Source organism: Ensifer sp. PDNC004 (genome assembly GCF_016919405.1).
Taxonomy (GTDB): domain Bacteria; phylum Pseudomonadota; class Alphaproteobacteria; order Rhizobiales; family Rhizobiaceae; genus Ensifer.
In genome coordinates, this window is the sequence record NZ_CP070354.1 from 31,992 (window position 1) to 54,441 (window position 22,450).

Annotated in this window: 21 protein-coding genes and 1 pseudogene; 9 read left to right on the top strand and 13 right to left on the bottom strand. The window is 60.4% G+C overall.

Translation table 11 applies throughout. The features are described 5' to 3' along the window. Window positions 1-187 precede the first annotated feature (187 nt). Genes JVX98_RS28485 through JVX98_RS28515 form a run of 7 tightly spaced genes read right to left on the bottom strand, consistent with a single transcriptional unit; the run spans window position 188 to window position 5,774 of the window. A complete protein-coding gene (locus tag JVX98_RS28485) occupies window positions 188-1,123 on the bottom strand; it encodes a carbohydrate kinase family protein (RefSeq protein ID WP_205239828.1) in 936 nt (311 codons plus the stop codon). Next, window positions 1,120-1,629, bottom strand: coding sequence for an ureidoglycolate lyase (locus tag JVX98_RS28490; RefSeq protein ID WP_205239829.1), 510 nt, complete (start codon window positions 1,627-1,629; stop codon window positions 1,120-1,122). The genes JVX98_RS28485 and JVX98_RS28490 overlap by 4 nt, the downstream gene beginning before the upstream one ends. After that, complete coding sequence (locus tag JVX98_RS28495; RefSeq protein WP_205239830.1) at window positions 1,626-2,366, bottom strand: BtpA/SgcQ family protein; 741 nt, start codon at window positions 2,364-2,366, stop codon at window positions 1,626-1,628. Before JVX98_RS28495 ends, JVX98_RS28490 begins: the two co-directional genes overlap by 4 nt. A gap of 26 nt (window positions 2,367-2,392) precedes the next feature. Next, the gene (locus JVX98_RS28500; RefSeq protein WP_205239831.1) at window positions 2,393-3,175 is read right to left on the bottom strand and encodes a GntR family transcriptional regulator; all 783 of its coding nucleotides are present in this window, start codon (window positions 3,173-3,175) and stop codon (window positions 2,393-2,395) included. A 19-nt stretch (window positions 3,176-3,194) separates the two neighbouring features. Beyond that, window positions 3,195-4,055, bottom strand: a complete 861-nt coding sequence (locus JVX98_RS28505; RefSeq protein WP_205239832.1) for an ABC transporter substrate-binding protein — start codon at window positions 4,053-4,055, stop codon at window positions 3,195-3,197. A gap of 31 nt (window positions 4,056-4,086) precedes the next feature. Then, on the bottom strand, window positions 4,087-4,851 hold the full coding sequence (locus JVX98_RS28510; protein ID WP_205239833.1) for an amino acid ABC transporter ATP-binding protein: 765 nt from the start codon (window positions 4,849-4,851) through the stop codon (window positions 4,087-4,089). After that, window positions 4,848-5,774 carry an amino acid ABC transporter permease gene (locus tag JVX98_RS28515; RefSeq protein ID WP_192448975.1) on the bottom strand — a complete coding sequence of 309 codons (927 nt, stop codon included), beginning with the start codon at window positions 5,772-5,774 and terminating at the stop codon, window positions 4,848-4,850. The genes JVX98_RS28510 and JVX98_RS28515 overlap by 4 nt, the downstream gene beginning before the upstream one ends. A gap of 287 nt (window positions 5,775-6,061) precedes the next feature. Here JVX98_RS28515 and JVX98_RS28520 point away from each other — a divergent pair, with 287 nt between their 5' ends. Both JVX98_RS28520 and JVX98_RS28525 read left to right on the top strand, forming a co-directional pair. Next, entirely contained in the window at window positions 6,062-6,733 is a 672-nt protein-coding gene (locus JVX98_RS28520; protein WP_205239834.1) for a DUF938 domain-containing protein, read from the top strand. Window positions 6,734-7,186: 453 nt separating this feature from the next. After that, window positions 7,187-9,199, top strand: a complete 2,013-nt coding sequence (locus JVX98_RS28525; RefSeq protein WP_246765103.1) for a methyl-accepting chemotaxis protein — start codon at window positions 7,187-7,189, stop codon at window positions 9,197-9,199. Window positions 9,200-9,453: 254 nt separating this feature from the next. Here the strand turns inward: JVX98_RS28525 and JVX98_RS28530 are convergent, their stop codons facing one another. The 3 genes and pseudogenes from JVX98_RS28530 to JVX98_RS28540 all read right to left on the bottom strand — a co-directional run bounded on the left by JVX98_RS28530 (window position 9,454) and on the right by JVX98_RS28540 (window position 12,386). Then, entirely contained in the window at window positions 9,454-10,623 is a 1,170-nt protein-coding gene (locus JVX98_RS28530) for a hypothetical protein (protein WP_246765104.1), read from the bottom strand. A 743-nt stretch (window positions 10,624-11,366) separates the two neighbouring features. Further along, window positions 11,367-11,962: pseudogene (gene istA, locus JVX98_RS28535) on the bottom strand (IS21 family transposase); the annotation flags it as partial. A 199-nt stretch (window positions 11,963-12,161) separates the two neighbouring features. Continuing rightward, window positions 12,162-12,386 (bottom strand): hypothetical protein, encoded by a 225-nt coding sequence (locus JVX98_RS28540; RefSeq protein WP_205239835.1) that lies wholly within the window; start codon window positions 12,384-12,386, stop codon window positions 12,162-12,164. Window positions 12,387-12,865: 479 nt separating this feature from the next. Between JVX98_RS28540 and JVX98_RS28545 the strand changes: the two genes are divergently transcribed. Beyond that, window positions 12,866-13,012 carry a DUF1127 domain-containing protein gene (locus JVX98_RS28545; protein ID WP_064817045.1) on the top strand — a complete coding sequence of 49 codons (147 nt, stop codon included), beginning with the start codon at window positions 12,866-12,868 and terminating at the stop codon, window positions 13,010-13,012. A gap of 623 nt (window positions 13,013-13,635) precedes the next feature. Here the strand turns inward: JVX98_RS28545 and JVX98_RS28550 are convergent. From JVX98_RS28550 to JVX98_RS28560, 3 genes are all read right to left on the bottom strand, one after another. Continuing rightward, on the bottom strand, window positions 13,636-13,839 hold the full coding sequence (locus tag JVX98_RS28550) for a cold-shock protein (RefSeq protein ID WP_043621551.1): 204 nt from the start codon (window positions 13,837-13,839) through the stop codon (window positions 13,636-13,638). A 209-nt stretch (window positions 13,840-14,048) separates the two neighbouring features. Then, complete coding sequence (locus JVX98_RS28555; RefSeq protein WP_205239836.1) at window positions 14,049-14,783, bottom strand: phosphotransferase enzyme family protein; 735 nt, start codon at window positions 14,781-14,783, stop codon at window positions 14,049-14,051. A gap of 11 nt (window positions 14,784-14,794) precedes the next feature. Then, window positions 14,795-15,460 carry a TetR/AcrR family transcriptional regulator gene (locus tag JVX98_RS28560; RefSeq protein WP_043621554.1) on the bottom strand — a complete coding sequence of 222 codons (666 nt, stop codon included), beginning with the start codon at window positions 15,458-15,460 and terminating at the stop codon, window positions 14,795-14,797. Between the two features lie 275 nt (window positions 15,461-15,735). Here JVX98_RS28560 and JVX98_RS28565 point away from each other — a divergent pair, with 275 nt between their 5' ends. The 6 genes from JVX98_RS28565 to JVX98_RS28590 all read left to right on the top strand — a co-directional run bounded on the left by JVX98_RS28565 (window position 15,736) and on the right by JVX98_RS28590 (window position 22,411). Further along, the gene (locus JVX98_RS28565) at window positions 15,736-16,299 is read left to right on the top strand and encodes a TRAP transporter small permease (RefSeq protein ID WP_205239837.1); all 564 of its coding nucleotides are present in this window, start codon (window positions 15,736-15,738) and stop codon (window positions 16,297-16,299) included. Between the two features lie 10 nt (window positions 16,300-16,309). Further along, on the top strand, window positions 16,310-17,590 hold the full coding sequence (locus JVX98_RS28570; RefSeq protein WP_205239838.1) for a TRAP transporter large permease subunit: 1,281 nt from the start codon (window positions 16,310-16,312) through the stop codon (window positions 17,588-17,590). Window positions 17,591-17,656: 66 nt separating this feature from the next. Further along, window positions 17,657-18,673 (top strand): TRAP transporter substrate-binding protein, encoded by a 1,017-nt coding sequence (locus JVX98_RS28575; protein WP_205240061.1) that lies wholly within the window; start codon window positions 17,657-17,659, stop codon window positions 18,671-18,673. 91 nt (window positions 18,674-18,764) lie between these two features. Next, window positions 18,765-19,625, top strand: coding sequence for a shikimate dehydrogenase (locus JVX98_RS28580; protein WP_205239839.1), 861 nt, complete (start codon window positions 18,765-18,767; stop codon window positions 19,623-19,625). Between the two features lie 28 nt (window positions 19,626-19,653). After that, window positions 19,654-21,543, top strand: a complete 1,890-nt coding sequence (locus JVX98_RS28585) for a bifunctional sugar phosphate isomerase/epimerase/4-hydroxyphenylpyruvate dioxygenase family protein (protein WP_205239840.1) — start codon at window positions 19,654-19,656, stop codon at window positions 21,541-21,543. A 346-nt stretch (window positions 21,544-21,889) separates the two neighbouring features. Further along, on the top strand, window positions 21,890-22,411 hold the full coding sequence (locus JVX98_RS28590) for an MgtC/SapB family protein (RefSeq protein WP_192449288.1): 522 nt from the start codon (window positions 21,890-21,892) through the stop codon (window positions 22,409-22,411). Window positions 22,412-22,450 lie beyond the last annotated feature (39 nt).

Consider the following 22,450-nt stretch of genomic DNA (forward strand, 5'->3'; position numbering starts at 1 on the left):
CGGCTTCCTTTACTTCACTGACGTTTCGCTCCGTGCGGCCGGTTCCTCGCGCAGGCGCTTCACCTTCAATCCCCGTCGGTCAGCGCGGGCTTGGGAAGCAGGAGGCAAGGCCTCCCGTTTCGCAGGATCAAGGCAAAGCGCACAGGCGGCGATTTCGGGGCTGAAGCACGGTCGCAGTCTCGGCCTATCAGGGCCCGCGCCTTTGCGCACGCCATGCAAGGATATCCGGCGCGCTCGCCTTGCCGCCGCGCGGGCCATGGATCGTAACGGAGCGCGACGCGGCGGCGATGGAAAAATCCAGCGCCTCTGCAAAGGATTGCCCCTCGCTCAAACACCAGGTCAATGCTCCGCCGAACGTATCTCCGGCACCCGTCACGTCGACGACGTCGACCGGGTAGCCGGTTGCCTCAAGGCGCGTCTCGCCGTCGTGCGCCTCCGCGCCGTCGGCGGCCAGGGTGCGCACGACCCAGCCAATCTCGTGATCCCGTATCCAGTCAGCAATGCGGGAAATGTCGTCATGGCCGAAGGCGGCGCGGAAGCCGACCTGGTTGAAGATGACGACGGCAGCGCCCTTGAGATAGGGCAGGTCTTCGGATGCGCAGCCGCCGACATCGAGATCGAAGATCGCGCGGCGGTCGTAGCGCCTGAGATCGGCTACGAGATCGGCCTGCTTCAGCACGCCCCCGTCGGTCTCTGCATGGAGCCGACGCACCCGGTAGAGCGTCGTGTAGAGGAAGCCTGGTTGGCGCAGCGCAGCAAGCGTTGCCGGCGGGAGCCACATTGGCTGTTCGCCCATCTCGACTGTCAAAACGACATGCTCGCCGTCGACCAGGAAGATGAGATTGCGCGATTCCGCAACCGCGGGATCGGTCAGCATATGATCGGCAGCGACGCCGTTCTGCCCGAGGTCGTCGATCAGGCGGCGCGACAGCGGACTGTCATTGAGCAGCGAAATGAACTGGGTATCGCCCCCGAGCGCCGCGTGCACAACGGCTGCGTTGGCAATCGAACCGCCGATTTCGGCCGGCAATTCGCGGACCATGCCCTTGTCTGCGCGTCCGGGCCAACGATCGGCCGTGTAGTATTCGTCGAGCGCGACATCGCCGATGAAAAAGGCGGTCATGCGGTTTGTCCTTGCATGACCTCGATCTGGCGCGGTCCTCCCTCGACCGGCACCCACGGACTTTCGCCGAGGCCGCAGACCGCCATCCAGTAATAGGGCGTCGGGCCGGATGCACCCCGGCAGGCGTCATGCCAGACACCCCGATGCATCACCACTGCCCGGCCCGGCGTGATGATGAAGGCCTCGATGTCGGCCGCAACGGGAGCATCGGCCGCCGAAGCGGGAGCTACCGCAAGGACGACCGGCTCGCCGGCGCAAAAAATCGCTTCTTCGGTCAGCAGATGTCGTTCCATCGCCGTGCACGACCATGGCGCTCCCGGCGCGCGCGTGATGCCGAGGCGGGGCGAGCCTTCGACCAGCGGGATACGGGTGAAGCCATCATGCCATCCATCGCCCGTCGTCCAGATCACCTGCGCGTCCAGATCGTCGACGAGGTCATAGACCTTGCCGTAGCGGGCAAAATTCTCAGGCGTCACCGGGCGCGCCGCAACGGTGTCGGTGCTCATGCTGCACTCCGTGCGGTGCGCACGACGCGCATCAGCCGTGCCACATGGCCGGCCTCCACCAGGCCGGTATCCTTATGGTCGTGCTTGAACCAACTCCCGACAACGGCGCCGTCGGCGTGCGCGAGCTGCTCGACCGCATTGGCTTCCGTGAGGCCGGCGCCGATGAGGAGCGGCACGGTGCCGCCGGTTGCCGCGCGGAAGCGCGCCACCTTTTCCATGTCGGTTGGCTGGCCTGTGGCATCCGACGTCACCACGAGGCCGTCACAGCGTGCTGCCCCCAGGCGGACGTCATCTTCTTCAGATCGCCCCGAAAGAACCGGCTGGTACTTGAACCGTACGCCACCGAGAAGCAAGGCCGGTACGCCGGCCCGCCGGGCGGCAAGGTCAGCCGCAAACGAGACGTCGCTTTCCGGCGGCAGGTGGCCGGCAACGGAATCCACCTGAATGAAGGAGACGGGGAAGCGTGCGGCAAGCGCAAACGCCCGCGCATCGTCGCGCAGCACGTTGACGCCGATCCGCGCGCCGAGGTTGAGGGTGCACAACCGTTCGAGGACGCGCTCGACATCGTCAGCATCGCCAAAATAGTTCTCGACCACCAGCCCGTCGACCCCTTCGCCGGCCATGATGCGGGCCTCTTCTTCGGCCTGCGCGCATTTTGCGGCGGGTCCATCGCCGCTCAGGTGCAGCATGCCGAGGATGGGTTTCGGGGTTGTGAAAGTCTCGCCAAAACGGCTCATGTCAGTTCTCCTGGGTCGCACCGCCTTCATGCGGGCGCGGTATCGCGCCCCCAGCGCGTTGCGAATTTCATCTGGACGGCCGGCGAGTAGACGATCGACGTGCGTTCAACCAATTGGTCGTCGGCATCGAGCACGTCTCCGCTGGCGCAAAGATAGCCCGGCACTGAAGGCGCCGGGGCAAAGACCTCCCGAAGACGATCGGACGGCGGCACGACGGTGAGCAGCAGTTCCGAGCGAAGGGGATGGCGATCGTAATCGCGGCGCAGCACCTCGTAGAGGGATTGTGCGCCGAAATCGTAGGCATCGATGCCGGGGTAGAGGGAAAGGTCGAGGTGCGACGTGTCGACGTTCAGCCAGCTGATCGTCTCGCCGTTCGCAAGGCCCCGGGCGCGCACCAGGAGGAGTTCGCCGTTTTCCACCTTGTGCTCCAGCACCCGGGTCACCGGGCGCTGGCCCTGGCGTCGGGCCAGCTCGGTAAAACTGCCGAAGTTCCAGATGTTGTGGCTGATCGGCCGGTGCGAGACGATGGTGCCCCGACCGCGCACCTGCTGAACCAATCCTTCCGACACCAGCAGCGCCATCGCGTTGCGCACGGTGGTCCTGGCAATGCCGAACTGGTCGCGCAACTGGTTCTCCGAGGGGATGGCTTCCCCTTCGGAGAACTCACCGCTCAGAATGGCGGCACGCAAGGCCCGGTAGAGCTGCCGGTAGAGCTGCTCGCTCGAAAAGGAATCGAGGCGAAAGCGCGACAGCCGGTCATCCGGGCTTTCGGTTGTTGCGTTGGCGTCTGGCGTGGAAGGATGGGTCAAGGCAGGCTCCGGCAAGGGGTTACTTTGTCGCTCCGTTTATCTTGAACTCCTCGACGCCAGCCTCTTTCAAGCCGTGGCGGTCGAGGATCTGTGCATAAGTACCGTCTGCCTTCAGCGCATTGAGCGTTGCATGCACCGCATCGCGCAAATCGCCGTTCGCCTTGGCGAAGGCGATGCCGTAGTGGTTGATTTCTCCGACATCGCCGATCTGGTAGAACTTGCCCGGCTCCTGCTTGATGAGATCGAGAAGCCCTTCGAGCCCGATGACCGAGGCCTGGGCACGGCCCTGGCGGATCTGCATGATGTGCTCGGCCTGGGTCGGGATCTGGATGACGGTGATCAGCTTGTCGGCCGGGCAGATCGATTTTCCAAGCTCTTCCGCCCAGGTAACCCAGCTCGTGCCGGTGGCCACGGCCACCGTCTTTCCGCAAAGATCGGCCTCGGTCTTGATCTCGCTCTGATGATCGAGCGTCGTGTAGAAGACGTTGCCGGTCTTGAAATAGTCAATGAAGTCGAGCTGGCCCTGGCGCTCCACCTTGTCGGAGAAGGCGGTGATGATCATGTCCGAACGGCCGGTGACGACCTGCGGAATGAGCTGCGGAAACTCGACATTCTGGAATTCCGCCGTCAGGCCGAGGCGTTCGGCGATCGCCTTGGCAAGGTCGATGTCGAAACCCTTGAGTTCGGTCGAACCGGCGTCGCTATATTCCATCGGTGGATAGGCGAGGCTGATGGTGAAGTTCAGCTTGCCGGCCGAGCGAACCGCTTCCGGCAGGGCGGATGCTAGCTTTTCGTCGGCGGCATGGACGGCCACGCCGGATGCGAGGCTGATGAATGTGGCTGAGGCGAGCCCCAGGACCATCGGCAGCAGTTGTTTCATTTCCGTTCTCCCTTTTTTTGAACTTTGTTGATCAGGCCAGCACGCGGCTGAGGAAACTGCGCACGCGCGGGTCGCCGGGGGCGCTCAGGACCTGCTGTGGCGCGCCCATTTCACGGATCTCGCCGTCGATCATCACCACGACGCGGTCGGCGACCTCGCGGGCAAAGCCGATCTCGTGCGTGACGACGATCATGGTCGTGCCACCGCGCGCCAGATTGCGCATCACTTCCAGCACCTCGCCGACGAGTTCCGGATCCAGCGCGCTGGTCGGTTCGTCGAACAGCATGACGCGCGGTTCCATCGCCAATGCTCTTGCAATTGCGACACGCTGCTTCTGGCCGCCGGAAAGTTGCGAGGGATAGCTGGACGCCTTGGCGGCCATGCCGACCTGCTCGAGCAGGGCCATGGCGCGGGCTTCGGCCTCGCTACGGCCGAGACCGCGCACAACCATCGGACCCTCGATGACGTTGCCGAGCACCGTTCGATGCGCGAACAAATTGAAATGCTGGAACACCATGCCGAGCTGGCTCTGCTGGGCGCGCAACCGCTTGATCGGCGATTCCTGAAGCGCGCCGCGGTTAAGCTCATAGCCCATGATCGAACCATCGACCCAGACATAGCCGCCATTGGGTGTTTCCAGGTGGTTGATGCAGCGCAGGAACGTGCTCTTGCCGCTGCCGGATGGCCCGAGAATGCAAAGCACCTCGCCATAGGCGACGTCGAGATCCAGGCCCTTGAGGACCTCGTGGCTGCCAAAACTCTTGCGGATACCGACCGCCTTGACTGCGAGGCTCATGCTTCCCCCCTTGCGGCCGGCCGGCGCGCCCAGGCCCAGAACCCGCGGCGATCGCTGGTGGCGGTTGCGGCATCGCGGCCGAAGTGACGTTCGAGATAATATTGGCCGATGGAAAGGACGGTGGTCCCGGCCAGGTACCAGACAGCGCAGACGAACAGGAGCTCGATCACGGCGCCGTTGATGAAGTAGATGCGTTGCGCGGCGTTCAGCATTTCGCCCATGGCGATCGTGGCGGCCAGCGAGGAGAATTTCAGCATGCCGATGGCGCTGTTGCCGAGCACCGGCAGGATCAGACGCACCGTCTGGGGCAGGATGATGCGCCGCATGGTCTGGCCCGGAGTCATGCCGAGCGTGTGGGCCGCTTCCTTCTGGCCGCGGTCGACGGAGCCGATACCTCCGCGCACCACTTCGGTGAGATAGGAACCTTCATTGACGCCGAGCCCGAGGACAGCTGCCACGAACGGCGTGACGACGTCGACCATGCGCTCGTCGACGAGGCCCGGAATATAGAGGCGTGGGAAGACCAGCGCGATGTTGAACCAGATGAGCAGCTGCAGGAGTACCGGCGTGCCGCGGAACACCCAGACATAGAGCCACGCGGCAAAACGCAGGATCGGATTTTCCGAGAGCCGCATGATGCCGAAGGCAAAGCCAAGGGCGACGCCGAGGACCAAAGCACAGGCCGAAATCAGCAGCGTCCAGCCGAAGCCAGTGACGATGACGCCGGCAGTCAGAAATTGTCCGACCACGGTCCACTGGATCTGCCCGACGGCGAAGGCCCGGCCGATGACGGCGAGCAGCAGCAGAACGAGGCCGCCGCTGATCCAGCGGCCGGGGTGCCGCAGGCGACGTACGGTCACATCCGGGCCGGGCAGATCGGTCAGCTGCAGGGTTGCGGGCGAAGAGTGAGGCAAATGAGGCATGAATTCCACTTGTAGGGTTAGGCCTACAACTAACTACGGACGCTTTCGCCTGGTGTCAAGCCGCTTTGTCAGCACTTGCTCAAAGAAGGTGCGACGCGCCAGGATGTCGAAACAAGGGGCCCTGGACATCAACGCGGTCTGCGCCTGCTGTCCGTGATGGTCTGCGCCGCAATCTGTCGTTCACCGCTTGCGGCAGCGGCCGGGCGGCCATAGCAATCATCTGGATGCCGAAGAGCTGGCCCCGGCGCCGTCCGAAAACCACAGTGCCCAAAGGAGATGTAAGACCGATGCCCACAAAGAAGGAGGATCGTTCGTCTGTTGCGTTGGAAAAGCGCAGCGCAACTGCTGACAAGCGCATGTTCTCGCCTTCCGTTGCGCGAAATTCGGCGCCCATCCTCGCGGTCCTGAAACGCGTCCTTCCAGCACATGGGGCCATACTGGAGATCGGTTGCGGGACCGGCGAGCACGCCGTGTGTTTTGCGGGAGCAATGCCGAACCTCACCTGGCAGCCGAGCGATCCGGATGCCGACGCACGCGCGAGCACGTCCAGCTGGATCAAATTCGCAGGGCAGGAGAATGTGCTGCCACCGCTGGATATTGATGTGTGCTCAGGACAATGGGGCGTCGAGCAAGCGGGGCATTTTGACGCCATCGTGTCGATCAATATGATCCATATTGCGCCATGGGCGGCAAGCTTGGGATTGCTTGCAGGGGCTGGCCGTTTGCTTCGTGCGGGTGGGCTTCTTGTTCTCTACGGCCCATATATGCGCGATGGCGCACACAACGCCCCTTCGAACGCTACTTTCGACGCCGCTCTAAGGGAGCGAAACCCATCCTGGGGTGTGCGTGATATCGTTGAGCTTGAGCAAGCGGCTGGGGCCGCTGGACTAGATCTCCGCGAGACGATCGAGATGCCTGCCAACAATATGCTGCTGGTCTTCGCCACAGGTAGTGCTTGAACAGCAATCGTCCCAGGTTCCGGTCGTTTCACCGTTGGCGATCCTAATTGGAATAGCATCGTGAACTGGTTGAACGGCCGAGGCTTTGGTTTTCCGCGGCAAGGCCGCGCAGTCTCCAGCTCCTCACTCAGAAATTGTAGCGACTCATCTCAACCATTAGAAGGTATAATCTTCGATTCCATGCGCTATAGCAGCAATATGCGCGACCAACCAGAACGAGGTAAGCCACAAATTATTATGAAAAATTCTGCAACCTAAAGGGGAATATTCAGAATTTCTTGAAAATGCTTTGTATCCTCAACATTGATTATCAGTTCAATAACCAATTTATTCTAGTGGATACTTGTTTCGGGCAATGCAGCCCGGTCTACCTGCTTTCATGTGAGGTATGGCCTCTGGCGAAGAAATGAATTCGGCGCGCCAGCAGCGATATCCGCATCAGGAATCGTCGTCATGAGAATTAAGAGCCAATTCATCGTTCTGGCATCGGTCACCGGTATGACCATGGCTGGCCTCGTCGCCAGCCTTTGGGGCTACGCGGGTGCCGCAGCCGATGTTACGCGTGCATACGACCAGAAATATCGTTCCTACATGTTGGCTGACAACTTCCGGCAATCGTCGGATGATCTGACCCGGCTTGTGCGTACCTACGCGGAGACCGGGGACCCTTCCTTCAAGGACCAATACAATGCGGTCGTTGAAATCCGCAATGGAACGCGGCCTCGGCCTGAAGACTATCACCGCATCTATTGGGATTTCGTCGCCGGCGGGGACGCAAAGCCGCGTCCTGACGGGGCGGCTGTGTCCATGCAGGATCTGATGAAGCAGGCCGGTTTCACCAAGGAGGAATTCGCTCTTCTCGACGAGGCGGGAAAGCGCTCCGATGCCCTGATCAAGCTTGAAACCGAGGCGATGGAGCTCGTCGACAACGCCGCCACACTTGGGCCCGAAGCCAAGGGCAAAGCGACGAAAATGCTCAACTCGCCGGACTACCACCGGTTCAAGGCTGAGATCATGAAGCCGGTGGATGCTTTCTACGTGAAATTGGAGCATCGCACGCAAGCCGCGGTCGACGAAGCCAATGTCGCGGCATCGTTCTACTGGACCCTTATCACCATCGCCATGTCCGCTTTGGCGCTCATGCTTGTCATTGTGGGATTTGTCACCTTCAAACGCATTATCGGAGGCATGTACAGGCTTGGGACTTCCATGGGTCTCGTTGCCGAGGGGCAGCTGGACGCGCAGATCGAACTTGCGCGCAATTCCGACGAAATCGGTGACATGGGCAAGGCGCTTGAAGTCTTCCGCCAGGGCGCGATTACGAACCGGCGGCTCGAACAGGACGCCACAGAAAGCCGCAAACGCGCCGAGTTCGAGCGCATTGCCATGCAGGAAAAGGCTGAAGCCGATGCCACCGAACGGTTGCGCGTCGCAACGTCGGGCCTGGCAGCTGGCCTGAAGAGGCTGGCATCCGGCGACCTGGCCTTCCAGCTCAACAATGCCTTCGCGCAGGATTTCGAAGCGCTTCGCCACGATTTCAATCAGTCAGTCGCCCAACTTGGCACGACCCTTGTGCAGATTTCAGGATCGATTTCGACGCTTGATACCGGCACGCGCGAGATCGCCGTCGGAACTGACGATCTTTCAAAGCGAACGGAGCAGCAGGCAGCCTCACTCGAGGAGACCGCGGCGGCGCTCGACGAGATTACCGTCAACGTCGCCAATTCCTCCAAACGAACCGAGGAGGCCAAGGCGGTGGCAAGCCGCGCCAACCATTCGGCCGCTGAATCCGCCCAAGTCGTATCCCACGCCGAAGAGGCCATGCGAAAGATCGAGGAAAGTTCGCAACAGATTTCCAACATTATCGGCGTTATCGACGAGATTGCGTTTCAGACGAACCTTCTTGCCCTCAACGCCGGGGTGGAGGCGGCCCGGGCGGGCGAAGCCGGCAAGGGCTTTGCGGTTGTTGCCCAGGAAGTGCGAGAGCTGGCGCAGCGTTCGGCGCAGGCAGCCAAGGAAATCAAAGGTCTCATTCACAACTCCTCCGCAGAGGTGGAGAACGGTGTGAAGCTCGTCCGGGACGCAGGCTCCGCGTTGAAGACGATCAGTGGCTTTATTGTCGAAATCAACGTCCATATGGAATCGATCGCCACGTCGGCGAAAGAGCAGTCCGTCGGGCTTGCCGAAGTCAACACCGCCGTCAACGCGATGGATCAGACGACGCAGCAGAATGCGGCAATGGTGGAGCAGTCCAATGCGGCATCCAACACGCTTGCCAATGAGGCCGTGCGCCTCAGGGAGCTTGTCAGCCAATTCAAGCTTCAGGGCATAGCGGAGACGTCTTTCGCGAACGCTCGCACCCCCACAAGGACCGACAGCACTCAGCCGCTCCGGTCGACACGTAGGACGGCAGCTTACCACGGGAGCGCAGCACTCGATGTCAGCAGCGATTGGCAGGAATTCTGAACCGCCAGGGGCGACTAGCAAATTGGCCAAGCGAGTTGGTCCAGATTTGCTGGTGCTTTGACCGCGCCCGCTCTGCGGTTTCAAGGGGTGACGTTGACCATCGGGCGTAATGGTCAACGTCATTCAGTCTGAACGACGCCAAGCTCGTGCGCGGCGTCGATCAAAGGGTTGCCTGGCCCAAGAAGGGGAAATCTCGCGCATCGGCACAGCGTTCATTCCTCACTTGCCCCTATCAAAGGGCTTCCGATCGGCGACTAGCCGCCAGCCTGAGCGGCCTTCACCGTCATCTCATCCCAAAGTAATGATGCTGTCCGTGCGAACGCGCTGTAACCAGCTTCAAACGGATGGCCGTCTCGTTCAGGATAAAGGCGCTGCCCGGCAAGGATCGCCTCCTGCAGGGCATCGGTGGTTGCGGCCAGCGCGCTGTGATACGGCAAACCGAACTCCTCTGCGGTCTGGCGAATCTTGTCCTCAAGGGCAACTTGGCGTTCAACGCTGAGTACAAACTCCGGCGCGGCTGACGCCAGCCGGTCATGGCGACGCAGCCATTCGAAGATCACGCGCTCTTTTGACGGAATGAGCAGAATGCCGACCCGCCCCGGCCGCTGCTGTGCCCAATCGGCCGCAAACCGCTGGAAGTCGCCAAACATTGCTGCGGTTTCGGGCGACGCCAGATCCGCCATCCGGCCGTGGTCGTCGACATAGCGCTTCAGGACCGAAGGGCACCCGTCCGGAAATGTATAGTATTCGGATGTTTCCCCATCGCCTGGCTTGAACAGTCTGGCGTAAAGACTCTTCAGTCGTTCCGCTATCTCATGGTGATAGGCACTCAGGATCGCGACATTCTCGACAAGCTTCGTCTTGAGGCTCTCGGATTGCTCCTCGCCGCACATCGAATAGCCTCGCGCGTTACCAAACAGGGCCTGCAGATGAAGCCGCTTCTGCTCTGAGAGCCAGAAGTCGGAACGAGCCTTCATGATATCACAGGCGGAAAAGACGACCGCGAAGTCGTTGGCAGGGAAAACGGCGACAATGTTGCCTTTCGCGCCCGCGGCCAAAGCATCGTGCACGATGGCGTGATAAGTGTAGATACCGTAGCTTCCAACACCGAAGTTGTACGTGCGCTCGCCCGTCATTGCCGCAAAAGCCGCCGGCCAGGAATGCGCGCTATCAACGTTGTTGCCATAGGTCATTGAATCGCCGATCGCCGCAATCTGGAAGTCATGGCCTAGTCCAGGGGGATCCCGAAAGCCGTCCTTGTCTACGTCGCCCAGTGCCAGATCGAGGCGATAGCCATATTTCTCGTCGATGCTCTTGTGCGTCCGTGTGCCGATCGGAAACGGCGTAAACATGCGTAGCATTGTTTCCCCGACACCGAGCGCCACGGTGAGCGAGATCAGCAACAGCATCATATTTTTCAGCATGTCCCCTCCCACTCGTACTCGATGCGAGGTCAACCCGGCGCAGTTGCCGGTCGCACCCGCCCAGCCCCCATAAGCCTGCCGAGCGGCGGTCCGAGCGATCCCGTTGCGTTCTGCCTCGGCTTCCCGCGAATGTTGGAGACGAGACGAATGTCGGCCCGAAGTATCTTCCACCGGCAGCTGTGCAAGGAATGCGAATTATGTCGCGCCCAAAACAGTCACCCATATATTCGCAATTAGTAATATAAAACTATCATGCGTTTGGTCGTGCCGCCATTAGCCCGGATGGAGGATGAACCAAGCGAGCCGTCTAGGGTGAAACAAGAACAAGGCTCGGGCTCGTGCTCACCTCACCCGAGCGGCCAATGACAGGGTCCCTCAGTGCACGGACGACATCATCGACATCGCCCGGTCGCTGGCGTGGCCGGGCAGATGAGGTGAGGGGGCAGTTCGCTTCCCGCTGGGGCAGCCGTCGAGATCGACGCGGTCGTGGAACTGGAGGCGACCAGGTGCTGAGCGACGCAAAAATCGACAGCCTGCGTAGCGACACACCCGGCTGCGCCGAGCGCAGGCATTTCAATCGCGCCGGAGCTTCGCTACCGCCAAGGCGCGTCACCGAAGCCATTGTCGGTCACCTGATGCTGGAATCCACGCGAGGTCCGATGGAAGCTGCCGCACTGGTTACGGACGAACTCGCGATGCTCCGTACCAACGCTTCCAGATTCATCGGCGCCGAAGAAGGCGAGGTCACCGATGACAGCCGTCTTCATCCGATCGTAGAGGATCTCCCGCGGGGCGCCGCCGATCGCCTCGAATGCCGCCGCATGGCATCGAAGGACGGTCGGCAGGTTCTGGTGCATGACGAAGCAAGCCCAGATGAGCCGGCTGTATCCGAGGACCATGGAGAACAGCCAGACGATCCTCGGCGTTGTCGGTTCATCCGTGAAGATGACATGGAAGCGGGCGAAGTCGACTTGCGCTTGGTCGCCGGGCGAGGTCTCGAAACGGACTTCAAACCCTTGTGTCGTCGCCAGCCGCACATCGCGCAGGAAATCCGTCCCAGCCGTACAGCCACCGACATAGCCGCGTTCCTTGATCTCGCGAAACAGTCGACTGCCCGTGAGACCGGGATAGTCTTTACCCGGTCACGAAGATAGCCGGCGAACGGGTCGATCACCGCCGCTCGAGGCTTTCGCGGGCCGTAGGACGGAGCCTCCAGACCGCGCTCGATATATTTGCGTACCGTCTTGCGGTCGATGCCAGTCTGCCTGGCGATCGCCGACACCGACAAACCTTGTCGATGCAAATCCAGGATCATGATCGTCTCCCTCAGTTTGATCACCGAAATCCCCCTCCCGACCATCGGAAAGAGTATCGATGACGACGCGCCGCCGGTCTTCCGGGGCGCGCCCCGAAAGACCAGAGCGCGCAAACTGGGGAAGATTCAAACTGCACTAGTGGGGAGTATTGTTCCGGTACTGACAAACGCTCCCCGTGGTATTGTCCCGGCTGGAGCGGAAGGCGCAAACCTGGCGAGGGGGCTAGAGTATCTCGGTCAACTCGAACAGCGGCAGAGCCAAGCAGACCGACAGGATGTGCCAGGGCTCGCCCTCGACCGTGGCTCCGTCACTCATTTCGCTCAGTGTCAGGTTCGGAGCGACGTCGGCGCATGCTTGCTCGAGCAGGGTGATTGCTTCTTTTGATGTCAGTCCGTCTGGATAACGGACAGCGAATTTTCGGCGAGGATCTGCTTCGTTTAGGGTCATCTTTGCAAGGCTGTCCGCTGAGGTGAAGGTGAAGGTATGCGAAGGATCAGACCTACATCGCGCGGATGGTGGGTGGTTTCGATAGCCCTTCGTTGGTAGCGACCGCAGTCAAAAAGGATAGGGATGTCTCGGCGCCGCGTTTGTGCTTGCAAATCTATGCCGCCTTCCGCCAGTCCGCGATAAAGGTCGCCTTGATTGGCTCGACCGTCCTCAAAGTGAAACGGATCCGCTCGGTGGTTGTCACTCTTACGCGTTCGCGCCAAGTTTTACCTTGCCACCGGAGATGTAGCGCCCAGCTCACGATGGTGTGTGGCCGTCGCCGTTGGCTCGTCGAGCGCCTATGCATTTCTCACATGGGAGCGCTGAGTTTTGAGCGCTGCAACTTGCGGAAAGCCTGAGTTATAAGGTGTTCATCGAAGCGAAACGAGGCGCCACGGACTGGCAGCCAGGCTTCGAAAGCCCATTGAAAGGGGGATCAAATGAACATCGCACGCTCCATCAACAACTGGCGCAAGTACCGTCAGACGGTCACCGAACTGGGCCGCATGTCGAACCGCGAACTTCGCGACCTCGGCATCGAACGCGCCGACATCGACCGCGTTGCACGCACGGCCTTCGCCCGCTAAGGCGACCCACATAGACTGAAGAATTGCCAAGCGCCTGCATCTCCTGCGGGCGCTTTTGCTTTTCTAAGGTCATGGCGTTTGATTGGGCGAGAGGAACGGCAGACGTTTCAGGCTGGTTCGCCCACAAAATCGTCCAAAAGAAAACCCGGCCGGGGAAGGCGAAGCAGGGCTCGCGCCACCGGACGGGCCGGACGCAACCCGTGCGCGCCGAGTGGAGCCGTCTCGCTTGCGGCAACAACTCAAACCACCCTGTCGCAGCGCAAGTGATCTGAAGCAGGGAAGGCTAGCGTTTCAAGCCGACGCTGTTTGGAACTTGTGGCGCCGCACGCTCATTGAGCCACGGTAGGTCATGCGCCGCCCACTCTCGTCGCATCAGCACAAACAAAACCGCTGAAGCGACTGGGTGGATTAGCCATCGCAAAATCTAAATGTACAGCCGAAGCCTGCATGTCTTGGCCGTCGACATTTATGTGCCGAACCGCAGCGGCGAGCTCAAGCCGTGCGTTGCGTCGATCTGAAGATCGGGCTTGGGGGCGACATCACCGAGATTGCCCGGTCGCTCGCGCGGCCGGGCAGGCGAGGGAATGCAATGAAGCGAATTCCCGCGGTGTGGGATGCGATGTTCAGGCTGACCTGACGTTTTCAGCCTTCGATTTTCCAGTCTTGCGGTCCTGGCCGAGTTCGTAGCTGACCTTTTGGCCGTCGCGCAGTGAGGTTGCGCCTTCCAGCGCCGACACGTGGACGAAGACGTCAGGTCCGCCGCTGTCGGGCGTGATGAAACCAAAACCCTTGTCCTGGTTGAAAAACTTAACGGTACCGGTTGCCATGTCATCCTCGTCAACTGAGTGTTCTGCATTTTGCCGCAGGACCTTATACAGCACTTACCCTGGCGGCAATCGCGTATGCGGGCAAAATCTACCTTCTCGCGCCAGAAGCGTACTTTTCAGCGAAGCAAGACAAGACCGAAGGCGTTACGGGACACAAAATCGAGATTGCCCGGTCGACGGCGCGAGCAGTTGTCCCTGTCCATCAAGGCTTAGAGCGCTCGAACCTCGGCAAGCCGTTTGATCGAGTAGTCGTCATTCCAGCAAACGGCGGCGTCCCATGCGGCGGACGCTTGCGCGGCAATGTCATAAGCGCCGTGATCGAGATCCGCAGCGTTGTTGGGAAGCACGAGGTCAAGGTCGGGACCATCCACGTGTGCCTCGTCCCAATCGATCAATGCGACGCGATCGGCCGTCATGCGAATGTTTCCCGGGTTGGCCGGGTTGCCATGAACAGCGCAGGTTTGATGCCCAAGGAGCCGCGCCCATGCTGCTCGGCATCGGGCGACGCCCTCAGGTGGCATCGCGGTAAGGTCGATCCTTGTTCCGGTCTCAGCATGCAAGAGATCGCTCGACGACTTCCAACCCGGGCGTTGCGGCCAGTCTTTGGTCAACCGATGCAACTCGCGCAGCGTGTCGGCCACCCGGCGCCAGTCAGATGGCGTCTGTGGGGGCCCGCCTTCCATATATGTCATAACCATCAAGCCACCCACGAACAGGCGCCCATCAGGCGTCGGAATCGGCACGGGAACAGTCATGCCTTCACGGTCAAGGTATTGGAGCAGACTGGCTTCCCATGCGAGATCGGCATCAGGCCTCGAGCCAAGGCGGCCGACTGCGATCTGCCCGTCGATGCGAACGCTCCAGACATCGTTTGCAACTCCGCCCGTGAGCGGTGCGATGCGGTTCGCATTTCCTCCCCATTGCCTGAGTGCTTCCCATCCCATGCGCTATATCCCTAGGATATGGGGTTCTCTGCCCCTTCCTCCGTCTGGAGGTAGCTGATCACGGCGTCGGCGATCATTCGGCGATGGCGGCCGATAGTGGCCGATTCGGAGAGATCCCTGCGAAAGATGGTTCCGAATGTATATCGGTTCGAAACCCTGAAGAAGCAGAAGGCACTGATCAGCATATGCACATCGATCGGGTCGGCCTTTCGCTTGAAAGCACCCTCGGCGGTACCGCGTTCCAGAATGCCCGCGATCGTTTCGATGACCGAGACATTCAGATCGCGTATCGCTTCCGACCGCAGCATATGGGCTGCGTGGTGGATATTTTCGATGCTGACCAATCGCACGAAATCGGGATTGGCCTCATCGTGGTCGAATGTGCTGGATATTAGCGTACGCAACGCCTCTTCCGGGGCAAGGCTTGCGAGCTTGAGGTCCTCCTCGAGCGTGCGGATCTTCCGATAGGCTCGCTCGAGCACGGAGAGGTATAGCCCCTCCTTGCCCCCGAAATAGTAGTAGATCATTCGCTTGGAGGTTCGCGTCCGTTCTGCGATCGCGTCAACGCGTCCACCCGCAAGGCCGTGCGTCGAGAACTCCTCGGTGGCAACGACAAGGATGTCTTCCTTGGTGCGTTCCGGATCGTTCTTCCGACTTGCCTCAACCCGCCGCGCCATTCTTTTTTCGTTACTCCCCGGCACGCGCCGAATTTTCCAATGAAGCCAGATCGAAACGGGCAAGCCCAAAGGCTCTCTACATCGCCTCCTCGAAATTCATATTGAGGTTACGGGGGTCTTTCAAGAGAGTCTACTTGACATACGTACTAGTTCGTACATTTTGTGATGGCGAAGACCGCTTGAGGAGGATGTGTTCGCACCGGTGCCTGATGCCGCCCCGTGGCGCTAATGTGATGCGCGGGCGCCAAGACGGCACTCCGCTTTGGGAGGAGCGCATGATCCGTATTATCGATTTCTATTTCTTTGCGCTGAAGGTGGCGATTGCCTTGCTGCTTGCCGGCATGGTCGTCCTCGTCTTCGGCAACGTCGTTTTGCGGTATGCGTTCAATCAAGGCATCACGGCCTCTGAGGAAATATCACGCATCTTCTTCGTCTGGCTAACGTTTCTTGGCGCCGTGGTTGCCTTGCGCGAACACGGGCATCTCGGCGTTGATACGCTTATCAAACGCCTGCCGCCGGTCGCCGCAAAGGTCGCGGTGCTGCTTGGTCATGCGATGATGCTCTATGTGACCTGGCTGATGATGAGCGGCAGCTGGACGCAGACGCTCATCAACCTGCATGTCAGTGCGCCTGCGACTGGGCTTTCCATGGGCTTCTTCTACGGGGCCGGTCTCGCCTTTGGGGTACCCGCATTCCTCATCCTGCTTGCCGATGCTTTCGCCATCGCGACCGGACGCATCGACGTGACGACGGCGGAACTGGTTCGCGACAGCGAAGACGAAGTAGCGCTCGACTCACCCCCCACCGCCACGCTCGGGCCGCTGCCCGTCAAACACTGAGGACGAGCCGATGACGGTCACCATCTTCCTTGGCGCGCTTCTCGGTCCCATGGCGCTCGGCGTGCCGATTGCATTTGCGTTGATCATCAGCGGTGTCGCCTTGATGCTCTTTCTCGGGCTCTTCGATGCACAGATCGTCGCCCAAAACGTCTTGAACGGCGCCGACAGCTTTCCGTTGATGGCCGTGCCCTTCTTCCTGCTTGCAGGGGAGGTTATGAACACCGGCGGGCTTTCCCGCCGCATCGTCGCCTTGGCGATGGCGATGGTCGGTCATATTCGCGGCGGCCTTGGCTTCGTGGCGATCTTTGCCGCCTGCATTCTTTCCAGCCTCTCTGGTTCAGCTGTCGCCGACGCCGCTGCCCTCGGCGCGCTGCTTCTGCCGATGATGCTGAAGAGCGGTCATGATCCGGCGCGCGCCGGGGGGCTGCTTGCCTCTGCATCGATCATCGGGCCTATCATTCCACCGTCAATCGGTTTCATCCTCTACGGTGTGGTTGGCGGCGTCTCGATCACCAAGCTCTTCCTTGCGGGCATTTTCCCGGGTTTGATGATCGCCGCGGCCCTTTGCATCACTTGGCTCATCGTCGCGCGCAAGGAGCAGTTCGAACTCCCGCCCAGACAAAGCGCCCGCATGCGGCTTGGAGCGCTGCTCGACAGTGTGTGGGCGCTCCTTTTGCCGGTGATCATCATCGTTGGTCTGAAGTTTGGCGTTTTCACGCCAACCGAAGCCGGCGTTGTTGCGGCGGTCTACGCCCTGTTCGTTTCGATGGTCATCTACCGCGAGCTCACGCCGGGCCAGCTCTTCCATGTCTTCGTAGCGGCCGCGAAAATTACATCCGTCGTGATGTTCCTGGTTGCCTGCGCTGCCGTTTCCGCCTGGCTGATTACGGTTGCCGACGTGCCCGGTGCGCTTGCCGCACTGGTCGAACCTCTGATGGACAATCAGACCCTTCTGCTCATCGCAATCATGGTCCTGATCGTTGTCGTCGGGACAGCAATGGACATGACGCCGACGATCCTCGTCATGACGCCGGTTCTGATGCCGATCATCAAACAGGCGGGGATCGACCCGGTCTATTTCGGCGTGCTGTTCATCATCAACAATTCGATCGGCCTGATCACCCCGCCAGTGGGCACGGTCCTCAACGTTATCTGCGGCGTCTCGAAACTGTCGATGGAGGACCTGATGAAGGGCGTGTGGCCCTTCCTCATTGCTGAACTGGTCGTCCTTTTCCTGCTCGTTTTGTTCCCCGAACTGGTGACCGTACCGGTCTCCTGGTTCGGGCACTGACGGCAACTTTCTATTGCGCTTCAACAGGCCGGCAGGATTACCGGTCCAATCTGGGAGGATAAGATGTTGTTGAACCGATTGACAAAAATGGCCCTGGGCGTCGCCCTGCCGATCGTTTTGTTTGCAGCAGGGCCAACGCTTGCAGAGATACGCGACCACACCATCAAGTTCGCGTCAGCCAACAACAAGGGGCACCCCCAAGTGACGGGCATGGAGAAGTTTGCCGAGCTGGTGAATGAAAAGAGTGGCGGCAAGATCGAGGTGAAGCTGTTTCCCGGCGGCACACTTGGTGGTGACGTCCAGACTGTCTCCGCTCTCCAGGGCGGAGTTATCGAGATGACCGTGTTGAACGCCGGTATTCTTGCCAACAACGTCAAGCAATTCGGTGCCGTCGACCTTCCGTTCCTCTTCGACAGTGGCGAAGAGGCGGACAAGGTGATGGATGGCCCCTTCGGGGAAAGCCTCAGCAAGCTCTTGCCCGATACCGGCCTAGTCGGACTTGGGTACTGGGAGCTCGGCTTCCGCAATCTGACGAACAATCGCCATGCAGTGACCAAGCTTGAAGATATCAAGGGTCTGAAGATCCGCACGATCCAGTCTCCGATCCCGATCGAGCTCTTCAACACGCTCGGCGCCAACGCTGTTCCGCTGCCTTATACGGAACTCTACACCGCGCTTGAGACTGGGACGGTCGATGGGCAGGAGAACCCGGCGGCAAACATCCTGAATGCCAAATTCTACGAAGTGCAGAAATACATGACGCTGACCCGTCACCAGTACAATCCGCAGATCGTGCTCGTCAGCAAGAAGTTCTGGGATGGGCTGAATGACGAGGAAAAGGACGTGCTGCAAGCGGCCGCGACGGAGGCCCGCGATTATCAACGCAAGGTCTCGCGCGAGGCGGATGCCACAGCCCTTGAGGAAATCCGCAAGACAGGCATGGAGGTCAGCGAATTCAGCCCCGAAGAAACGCAGAAGCTGCGTGACGCCGTCAAGCCGGTAATCGAGAAGTTTAGCGCCGAGATCGGCGCCGATACGGTGCAGTTGCTGTTCAAGGAGATAGGTGCCGCGCGGGGACAGTAACCGCGCGAATACTTCGGCCCGCCCGCGACGCCGCGGCGGGCCGAAGGCTGGTTCCCCTTTGCAACGGGCTCGGAAGATGGAAACACAAACAATGTCCGAAACGCTTGTAAGACCCTTGAAGGCGGGCCTGATCGGTGCTGGCATCCAGGCCTCGTTGACGCCTGCCATGCACGTGGCTGAAGGTGCAGCTCAGGGGCTCCGCTATGCCTACGAGCTGATCGATCTTTTCGAGATCGGCGCGACGGAAAATGATCTGCAGCGGCTGCTCGCCGACGCTGAGACGCAGGGGTTTTCCGGTCTCAATATCACACATCCGTGCAAGCAGGCGGTCATTGCCCATCTCGATGAACTGTCGCCGGACGCCCAGCGGCTCGGTGCCGTCAACACGGTCGTGCTCAAGGGGGGGCGAAGATATGGCCACAACACCGATTGGTGGGGCTTTGCCGAAGGCTTCAGGCGAGGTTTGCCCGATGCAGACCTGTCTACGGCCGTGCAGCTGGGAGCAGGCGGTGCGGGCGTCGCAACAGCCTATGCCGCGCTTTCGTTCGGTCTAAAGCGTCTCATCGTTTTCGATCGCGAGCCGGAACGGGCGCGATTGCTGGCCGCGATGCTGACCGCCCTGTTTCCAGACGCGGATGTTACCGCCGGCACGGACCTTTCTGTTGCCATGCGATCGGCATCCGGGTTGATCCACGCCACGCCGACCGGCATGGCCAACTATCCCGGAGTGCCGCTTGACGTCGAGCTTCTCGATTCGCGCCACTGGGTCGCCGAGATCGTCTATTTCCCGCTCGAGACGTCGCTGCTTTCAGAAGCAAGGCGACGCGGATGCCGCACGCTCGACGGTGGAGGAATGGCGGTATTCCAGGCAGTTGGCGCATTTCGCCTGTTTACAGGTCTTGAGCCCGACGCAATGCGGATGCTTGCCCATTTCAAGGCACTGACCGGCTGAACCCGAAGAATTCAGCGAGGAGCGAGTGATGAAGACCTCGATAGCAACGGTTTCGCTCAGCGGCGACCTCAAGGACAAGCTGCGTGCGATCGCCAAGGCGGGCTTTGCCGGTGTGGAAATCTTCGAGAACGATTTCCTAGCCTTTGATGAGAGCCCGCGTCAGGTCGGCCGCATGGTGCGAGATTTCGGCTTGGAGATCAGTCTGTTCCAGCCGTTCCGGGATTTTGAGGGCATGCCGGAGCCGTTAAGAGCCCGAACGTTCGACCGTGCCGAGCGCAAGTTCGACTTGATGGAGGAGCTTGGCACCGACCTCGCCCTTGTCTGTTCCAATGTCTCGCCTGCCGCCGTTGGTGGCATTGACAGGGCAGCAGCGGACTTTAGCGAACTCGGTGAAAGGGCCGCAAAACGGGGCCTGCGCGTGGGTTACGAGGCGCTCGCCTGGGGGCGCCATATCAGCGATCATCGCGACGCCTGGGAGATCGTCCGGCGCGCCGATCACCCGAGTATCGGGTTGATCCTCGACAGCTTTCATACGCTGTCGCGCAAGATCGAGATCAACTCGATCCGCTCGATCCCAAAGGAGAAGATCTTCATCGTCCAGTTGGCCGATGCCCCACTGATCGACATGGATCTGCTGTATTGGAGCAGGCATTTCCGCAACATGCCGGGCGAGGGCGACTTGCCGGTCACCGACTTTACCCGCGCAGTGGCGGCGACCGGCTATGACGGCTACTTGTCGCTCGAAATCTTCAACGACCAATTTCGTGGCGGCAACCCCAGTGCGATCGCTGTCGACGGATATCGTTCGCTGATCTATCTCGGGGATCAGGTCAAGCGCGCCGAGCCGGATACTCGTTTGCCGGTCCCCACAATGCCTCCTCGCGTAGACGTGAGAGACGTAGCGTTCGTGGAGTTCAGTGCCTCGGCAGAGGAGGCAGGCGAACTCGAAGCGTTGCTCGTTTCAATCGGCTTCGCGAAAACAGCACAGCATCGGACGAAACAGGTGGTGGTTTATCGCCAGGGCGCCATCAATTTGGTGGTCAACACCGAGCGCGAAGGCTTTGCCAGCGCTTCCTATCTTGTCCACGGCACGTCCGCCTATGCCTTCGGCCTCATGGTGGACGATGCTGCGGCCACGGTAGAAAGGGCGCGGGTGCTTGGAGCAGAACCGTTCGAGCAGCCGGTTGGCCCAGGCGAGCTCGTGGTTCCGGCGATCCACGGCGTGGGCGGAGGGCTCGTCTATTTCCTGGACGACAAATCCGAGCTCTCCAAGATCTGGGAGATCGAGTTCGAGCCAGTGCGAGACGGCGGCCCGGTCGTCGCTGCCGGACTACGCTCCGTCGATCACATCGCTCAGACCGTCAAACATGAGGAAATGCTGACCTGGCTGCTCTTCTACACATCGCTACTCGATGCTCATAAGACGCCGATGATCGACATCGTCGATCCGGCAGGCATCGTTCGCAGCCAGGCCGTGGAAAATGACGCTGGAACGTTGCGTCTGACACTGAATGGCGCGGAAAACCGCAACACGCTGGCCGGCCGGTTCATCGCCGAAACCTTCGGTTCCGGCGTCCAGCATCTGGCCTTTGCCACCGACGACATTTTTTCGACCGCGAAGGCCTTGCGCGCCAATGGGTTCAAGGCGCTACCGATTTCGCCAAATTACTACGATGACGTCGAAGCGCGTTTCGGTCTCGACGTTCAACTCATTGAGAGGCTGAAGTCCGAAAACATCCTCTATGACCGTGACGAGGACGGCGAGTACTTCCAGCTCTACAGCCCGACCTTTGGTGAAGGGTTTTTCTTCGAGATCGTCGAAAGGCGCGGCTATCGCGGCTATGGAGCCGCTAATGCGATCTTTCGCATTGCAGCGCTACGAAAGTACCTGAGACCCGAAGGATTGCCAAAAAACTGACGATCCGACGATCGTAAAACCAACAGCGGGTGGGGGTAATGGCAAATGGCTGAAGGCGGCGGAACTGGCTCTTGTCGGACGGGGCAGGGCTCGACCAGCCGGATCGTACGAAATCGAGATCAAGCCGGAACCGCTGCAGGAGCGCGTTCCGACTGCCGCGTAAATGGCAAGGACGCCGACCTCTCTTGTCGTGCCTGATGCTTGAGGTGCGTGTGAAGCGTCGGACCATCGGCCGGTCGAGAAGACACTATTTCGACTTTTGGGCTGGCCATTTTCATCTGCGCTCATATCTAGCCGGGCACTTACATCGTTCAAGGAGGCGCGAGTGAACGACTGGCTGATATCGATGGGCGTGGAACTGGACATCCTTCCGCATCTCATTGCCTTGATGGTGGCTTACGTCCTCGCGCTACCGATCGGTTGGGATCGTGAACAAAACGAGCGGAGCGCTGGCCTTCGCACCTTCCCGCTGGTCGCCATCGCCTCATGCGGTTTTATCCAGTCAGCAGAAACGATCACACTCGGCAATGCGGAGGCCACGGCCCGCGTGGTGGAAGGCCTGATTAACGGTGTCGGTTTCATCGGAGGCGGGGCGATCCTCGTTGGGAAACTCGGCACTCGCGGGACCGCCACGGCTGCGAGCATTTGGGCAACCGGCGCAATCGGCGTTGCTGTCGGGCTTGGGTCCTACGATACCGCCATCGTGCTTTCGATCGTCACGTTCGCGACACTCCGGTTTATGACGAATTTCAAGTCGCCAAAAAATGAGGTCCTGGCACCGGGGGACACCCACCAGGTCAATACCAGTCCAATATCTGCGTCGCAGCCCGAGGCGTCACGGGTCGAAGAGCCCGGCGTTCGCGTGTGACTGCCCCTTGAAAGCCGTCTAGCTTTGACGTTCCAGAGT

What these genes read in the sequence shown, in the direction of transcription:
- JVX98_RS28540 (WP_205239835.1), bottom strand. Translation starts at nt 12,386, where the DNA reads ATGACCCTAAACGAAGCAGATCCTCGCCGAAAATTCGCTGTCCGTTAT.
- JVX98_RS28495 (WP_205239830.1), bottom strand. Translation starts at nt 2,366, where the DNA reads ATGAGCCGTTTTGGCGAGACTTTCACAACCCCGAAACCCATCCTCGGC.
- JVX98_RS28555 (WP_205239836.1), bottom strand. Translation starts at nt 14,783, where the DNA reads ATGGGATGGGAAGCACTCAGGCAATGGGGAGGAAATGCGAACCGCATC.
- JVX98_RS28585 (WP_205239840.1), top strand. Translation starts at nt 19,654, where the DNA reads ATGAAGACCTCGATAGCAACGGTTTCGCTCAGCGGCGACCTCAAGGAC.
- JVX98_RS28520 (WP_205239834.1), top strand. Translation starts at nt 6,062, where the DNA reads ATGCCCACAAAGAAGGAGGATCGTTCGTCTGTTGCGTTGGAAAAGCGC.
- JVX98_RS28525 (WP_246765103.1), top strand. Translation starts at nt 7,187, where the DNA reads ATGAGAATTAAGAGCCAATTCATCGTTCTGGCATCGGTCACCGGTATG.
- JVX98_RS28485 (WP_205239828.1), bottom strand. Translation starts at nt 1,123, where the DNA reads ATGACCGCCTTTTTCATCGGCGATGTCGCGCTCGACGAATACTACACG.
- JVX98_RS28550 (WP_043621551.1), bottom strand. Translation starts at nt 13,839, where the DNA reads ATGGCAACCGGTACCGTTAAGTTTTTCAACCAGGACAAGGGTTTTGGT.
- JVX98_RS28590 (WP_192449288.1), top strand. Translation starts at nt 21,890, where the DNA reads ATGGGCGTGGAACTGGACATCCTTCCGCATCTCATTGCCTTGATGGTG.
- JVX98_RS28580 (WP_205239839.1), top strand. Translation starts at nt 18,765, where the DNA reads ATGTCCGAAACGCTTGTAAGACCCTTGAAGGCGGGCCTGATCGGTGCT.
- JVX98_RS28560 (WP_043621554.1), bottom strand. Translation starts at nt 15,460, where the DNA reads ATGGCGCGGCGGGTTGAGGCAAGTCGGAAGAACGATCCGGAACGCACC.
- JVX98_RS28545 (WP_064817045.1), top strand. Translation starts at nt 12,866, where the DNA reads ATGAACATCGCACGCTCCATCAACAACTGGCGCAAGTACCGTCAGACG.
- JVX98_RS28570 (WP_205239838.1), top strand. Translation starts at nt 16,310, where the DNA reads ATGACGGTCACCATCTTCCTTGGCGCGCTTCTCGGTCCCATGGCGCTC.
- JVX98_RS28565 (WP_205239837.1), top strand. Translation starts at nt 15,736, where the DNA reads ATGATCCGTATTATCGATTTCTATTTCTTTGCGCTGAAGGTGGCGATT.
- JVX98_RS28490 (WP_205239829.1), bottom strand. Translation starts at nt 1,629, where the DNA reads ATGAGCACCGACACCGTTGCGGCGCGCCCGGTGACGCCTGAGAATTTT.
- JVX98_RS28530 (WP_246765104.1), bottom strand. Translation starts at nt 10,623, where the DNA reads ATGCTGAAAAATATGATGCTGTTGCTGATCTCGCTCACCGTGGCGCTC.
- JVX98_RS28515 (WP_192448975.1), bottom strand. Translation starts at nt 5,774, where the DNA reads ATGCCTCATTTGCCTCACTCTTCGCCCGCAACCCTGCAGCTGACCGAT.
- JVX98_RS28510 (WP_205239833.1), bottom strand. Translation starts at nt 4,851, where the DNA reads ATGAGCCTCGCAGTCAAGGCGGTCGGTATCCGCAAGAGTTTTGGCAGC.
- JVX98_RS28505 (WP_205239832.1), bottom strand. Translation starts at nt 4,055, where the DNA reads ATGAAACAACTGCTGCCGATGGTCCTGGGGCTCGCCTCAGCCACATTC.